At 45.8% G+C, this 4219-nt stretch carries 5 protein-coding genes; 2 read left to right on the top strand and 3 right to left on the bottom strand.

Translation table 11 applies throughout. The features are described 5' to 3' along the window. Positions 1-636 precede the first annotated feature (636 nt). Positions 637-1521, top strand: coding sequence for a helix-turn-helix domain-containing protein (locus tag FEK47_RS25005; protein ID WP_138183447.1), 885 nt, complete (start codon positions 637-639; stop codon positions 1519-1521). A gap of 486 nt (positions 1522-2007) precedes the next feature. Further along, entirely contained in the window at positions 2008-2421 is a 414-nt protein-coding gene (locus FEK47_RS25000) for an adhesin biosynthesis transcription regulatory family protein (RefSeq protein WP_240727920.1), read from the top strand. A gap of 419 nt (positions 2422-2840) precedes the next feature. Here the strand turns inward: FEK47_RS25000 and FEK47_RS24995 are convergent, their stop codons facing one another. The 3 genes from FEK47_RS24995 to FEK47_RS24985 all read right to left on the bottom strand — a co-directional run. After that, positions 2841-3095 carry a PerC family transcriptional regulator gene (locus FEK47_RS24995; protein WP_135410523.1) on the bottom strand — a complete coding sequence of 85 codons (255 nt, stop codon included), beginning with the start codon at positions 3093-3095 and terminating at the stop codon, positions 2841-2843. Between the two features lie 69 nt (positions 3096-3164). Continuing rightward, complete coding sequence (locus FEK47_RS24990; protein WP_135487894.1) at positions 3165-3803, bottom strand: ParB N-terminal domain-containing protein; 639 nt, start codon at positions 3801-3803, stop codon at positions 3165-3167. After that, positions 3788-4219, bottom strand: a 432-nt coding sequence (locus FEK47_RS24985) for a DUF3440 domain-containing protein (protein WP_138183446.1), incomplete at its 5' end; no start/stop codon positions are given. The genes FEK47_RS24985 and FEK47_RS24990, both read right to left, overlap by 16 nt.

Here is a 4219-nt window from a genome sequence, read left to right as displayed (position 1 = left end):
CAGGATGTTGTCGGGGCCGTGCTGAGTGGGTATTTCCGGAGGGGAAATAAAAAATGTTTTTAACGGTGCCTGCATGCTTTTATCACCAGAATTAATATTCACAACGAGTATAGGATAATAGTTCAGCTATGCATCATTTAATATTACATGCCACCGGGAACATAACAAAAACCGTAATAACCTGGTTTTTGTGGTAAACAGCCTGATACTGACAGAACCGGAAATAGTTGAGTGCCGTTATATTATCGCTCGGAAACATGTCTTTATCCTGTCCATATCACTTTGAGTGTCGGACAGGGAGAACAGTGAATTTATGACGCCACAACGTAACAACACATCGCCAGTATGTACCGGTGCCCGCTAACACTCCGGTCACCGTGCAGGAACCGGACAACAGTAAGACCAGAACTGTTTTATCATGAGTCTGTGTCAGTGGTTGCTGCAGGCCTGTTCAGTTACCTCCCGGAATATATAGTTATATTACTATATGAATCAGGGGGTATATATCCAGAGAAAAATCACGGCATTCATGTAATTCCAGGAATAAGTTATTTCCGGCAAACATGATTATCATGTAAAACAGAGCATACAGGATAGCAAAATTCTGTATCACACTCCCCTGACAGGAGAAAGGAAATGGCAAATCAGTTCCACAGAATGACGGCAGAAAAAATTCTGGAATATGTTGATGCAGAAGTGGAGAGTGGACGTCGTACAGATATCGCTACGCTTGCTGCTTATTCGGGGTACAGTCGGCGACATCTGCAGCGCCTGTTTCATTCCGTGACGGGGATGGGGCTGGGGGAATATATCCGACGCAGACGACTGAATCGTGCTGCGTTGCTGCTGCGTTTCTCTCAACGGGGATATCAGGATATTGCGCTCAGTGTGGGGTTTGACTCCCAGCAGTCGTTTAACCGGGAATTCAGGAAAAGTACCGGAATGACCCCGACACAGTATCGTGAAAAACCAGAGTGGGTGTTTTTTCCTCTGTCAGGTTCGATACGTAAAAAGTATGAGATTTCCCGACCGGAGGAAGTATTCCTGTCGGGCGGAACGGTCGTGGGAGAGGAAGTGGTCTTTTATGGAACAGTGGATAATTATCTGGACAATGCAACAGTACGTGCGTATCTGGAGCGAATATTTGGTGAAAAATCACAACGTCAGGGAGAGTTGTGGGTTGTGACCCGGGCAACGCCCGTATCGGATAAAAAGTATCACTATCGGGCTGTTAATGGTATAGGCCTTCCCGGAGGGCAGGAAGGTAAGGTGTTTCCGTACAGTGAAGGAAAATATCTGAAGGTTCGGTTTGAGACTGAACGGGAGACACATATTGAACAGATGTATTATCTGTATCTGAATATATTGCCGGAAATGCGGGCTGTCAGAAGGGCAGAGCCTGAAGTGATGGTGCTGGAATATGAACAGGGTAAGGTGATGTGTACACTGTATATTCCTGTGGTTGTCGAAGAACAACAGGCTGATGCCGTGTCTGTAAATCATTATCAATTAAATCGTTAAAACAACGACAACAGACAATTTCGAACTGAAAACACCACAGACCATAATGATGCGTTTGTCCTCTGTTTTTTAAAGATACAACGGACAGCGTTCTTTAATAAAGTATTGTTCATTTGTCTGCTCCGGAGGCAGCGTCTGCCGTGATGCAGGATTTCCTCAGTAATTACCAGGTGATGGCATCCCTGCCTGAAAGGTTGGGCGACACTCGCTAAAAAAAGGTTTGTATTTTCATCTGTACCGTCATTTTCACCCAAGCTCGGGTGATGACTGCGACTACCGGAGCAAAGTTGTTTATACCGCACGGCGCAGACCATGGAATAAGCGCAAACAGTACAGTGTAAAACATATGCAATGTCACAATTAGCAAATACACGAAATGCTGTATACATATACTAAAACAGTGCATGTAAGAGCATTCCGCATATTTATCTCTTAATAACCATCCTTCTGTTGTGTTTTTAAATGAGATCAGGAGCACCATTAAAAATGAATACATTATTCAGAGGCGAATCAGACAGAGGATTAATGGAGGGAAATTCAGACAGTCGTTTCCGACACAACATATATTCGGTTTTATCGAAGAAAAATACAGTTATATCAATGGAAGAAGTAAGTGAGGATGAGTTCTGGTGTATTATTGAACTAAGCTCAATACGCAGCAATAAAATCATAAAGGCCCTGTATGAATATATGGTGTTAAAACATTCAAGAGCCGTCAGTTGTAGTAATAACGGGGTCAGTAATGGTTATTTTGGTAGTTGCTTGGCAAGAATTGAATACGTCATCCAGGTGGTGAGTGAGTTATTTTTTTATTATAACAATGCAACTAATAAAAAACATCAGGTAACAACACGTTCTGAACAAGAAGACAATATGCTGTGTAAGACTAACGCTGATTAAACCTTCCCTGTATCCGGTGATGATTATATTCAGTTTCTGCAACGCCATTCCTGAGGGGGGGTAGTTTAAGTTGTATATCCCGTACGAAAGGTTTTCTGATGATTCAAGGCATTGAAAACTTTCACTTACCACATCAACAATCATATCTCTCTGACTAAAACAGTAAACAGAGTGATTGAGTTAATTAATTCTTTCTGTGGATCATTCGCCGTGCACAGAGCAAAAATATACACATCATATAAAACAGCCAGAATATTCAGCGGCTTGGCTGTTTTTTTATCAGGAATTATGCATAAAAGCAAATGCTTGCCTGAAACGTAAACATCACTAACAGAAACCGGGGTTACAGGAATACACGTATTCACTCGTCCCCGCATTTTTCTTTAATAAAACCACGGCAACGATGCAAACGTATCCACTCAGAATACGGCTCCGGGCGGGGTAATAACCCCCATTCGTTTTAGCGTTGCATCCGCAGCTTTTGATACTTCACTGATGTCCAGCTTATCTGGTGGCGGTGGGGGAAGCTGTGCCAGACAATGCTCCCGGCGCAACAACAACCACTCCCGTTGTGCTTCTGTACATTCAACATTTCCCATGACAAAAAGCCAGCGGGCAGAAGCTCTGCGCCAGCAACCAGCAGCCTCCAGTTTCTGCGCAACCGTGTCTTCCACAACTTCCGGGGTACTCTTTTTCCTGCTCAAAACATTAACTCACTGAAATAATATACATATATGACGGTCTCAGCGAACCGTCCATGCCGGACTGAAATCCTCTTCCTGAAACAGCTCCGTCAGCCCGCTAATCTGTTTCAACCTGAGAACTTCATCCTGGTCCATACCCAGCTCCGTACCAATACGTTCATCCGTCCAGCCCAGCCGCGACAGGTCCCTGACAATATCAGACATTGAAGTTATCTGGTGCTTCCCCCTGGCCCGGTTATGTCTAATGGTTGCAGCAATACGTGAGGCCTGTCCCTTTCTTTCCGGATTAATACAGGTCACTGGCAACCAGCCCTTCAGGCGTTTTCCCGTACCTGCTTCCCTGCCCAGTAATTGACGATGAAAACCATCCACGACCAGATAATGCTCCTTCTCTTCCGAGACAACCACAGGCTGCGTGAACCCATCCTGCTCCAGTGAATGTTTCAGCAGTTTCTTCTCACCCGGCGCCATGACATTGGGGTTATAATCGTTGGCCACCACCTCATCTGCTTTCACCCACAGCACACAGTCCACAGGCTCCTGTGCAAATGGACTGACCTCATGAAGCACCCTGCGCAGATGATTCAGGGCCTGTATGGCCTCTTCTTCTGGCCGTTCCTGGCTGAAGTACTGACGAATCATGTTGCTCAGTATCTCCGGTGTCACAAAATCCCCCATTCCTTCCTCCTTTCCTTCATACGCTGCAGGTAACGTTCATAGTGCCGGGGTTTGTTCGGACTGAAGGAGAGAGTACGGCACCAGAAATCATTCTTTATAAGAGTCTTACAGATACGTCGCCAGGACGGGATATCCCGGCAGCCCAGGTCATTCTCCTGTTCATCCGGAATATCATCCGGAAATCCCCGTGTCTGATACCAGCGGAGATAGACGGCTATCTTGTTGCGGTAATGTTCTGCCGTTCTTTCCGGCATCACATCCAGCAGGAACATCGCATAGCTGCGCCAGGTATGATGGGCCGGTTTTGATATACGTTTATGCAGGGCAAAGTAGGCCCCACTTTCATTGGCATAAAGCGCTCCGCTGGCGGCCCCGGACACCCGCTCACACATCCGGGCCCAGGTTTCCGGCTCCAG

The sequence above is a fragment of the Escherichia sp. E3659 genome (assembly GCF_005781135.1).
Lineage (GTDB): Bacteria > Pseudomonadota > Gammaproteobacteria > Enterobacterales > Enterobacteriaceae > Escherichia.
Note: the sequence above shows the minus strand (reverse complement) of the source record. Positions and strands in the feature narration are given on the sequence as shown.

Excerpts from the sequence above, each read along its gene's own strand:
- FEK47_RS25005 (WP_138183447.1), top strand. The coding sequence starts at position 637 with ATGGCAAATCAGTTCCACAGAATGACGGCAGAAAAAATTCTGGAATAT.
- FEK47_RS25000 (WP_240727920.1), top strand. The coding sequence starts at position 2,008 with ATGAATACATTATTCAGAGGCGAATCAGACAGAGGATTAATGGAGGGA.
- FEK47_RS24990 (WP_135487894.1), bottom strand. The coding sequence starts at position 3,803 with ATGGGGGATTTTGTGACACCGGAGATACTGAGCAACATGATTCGTCAG.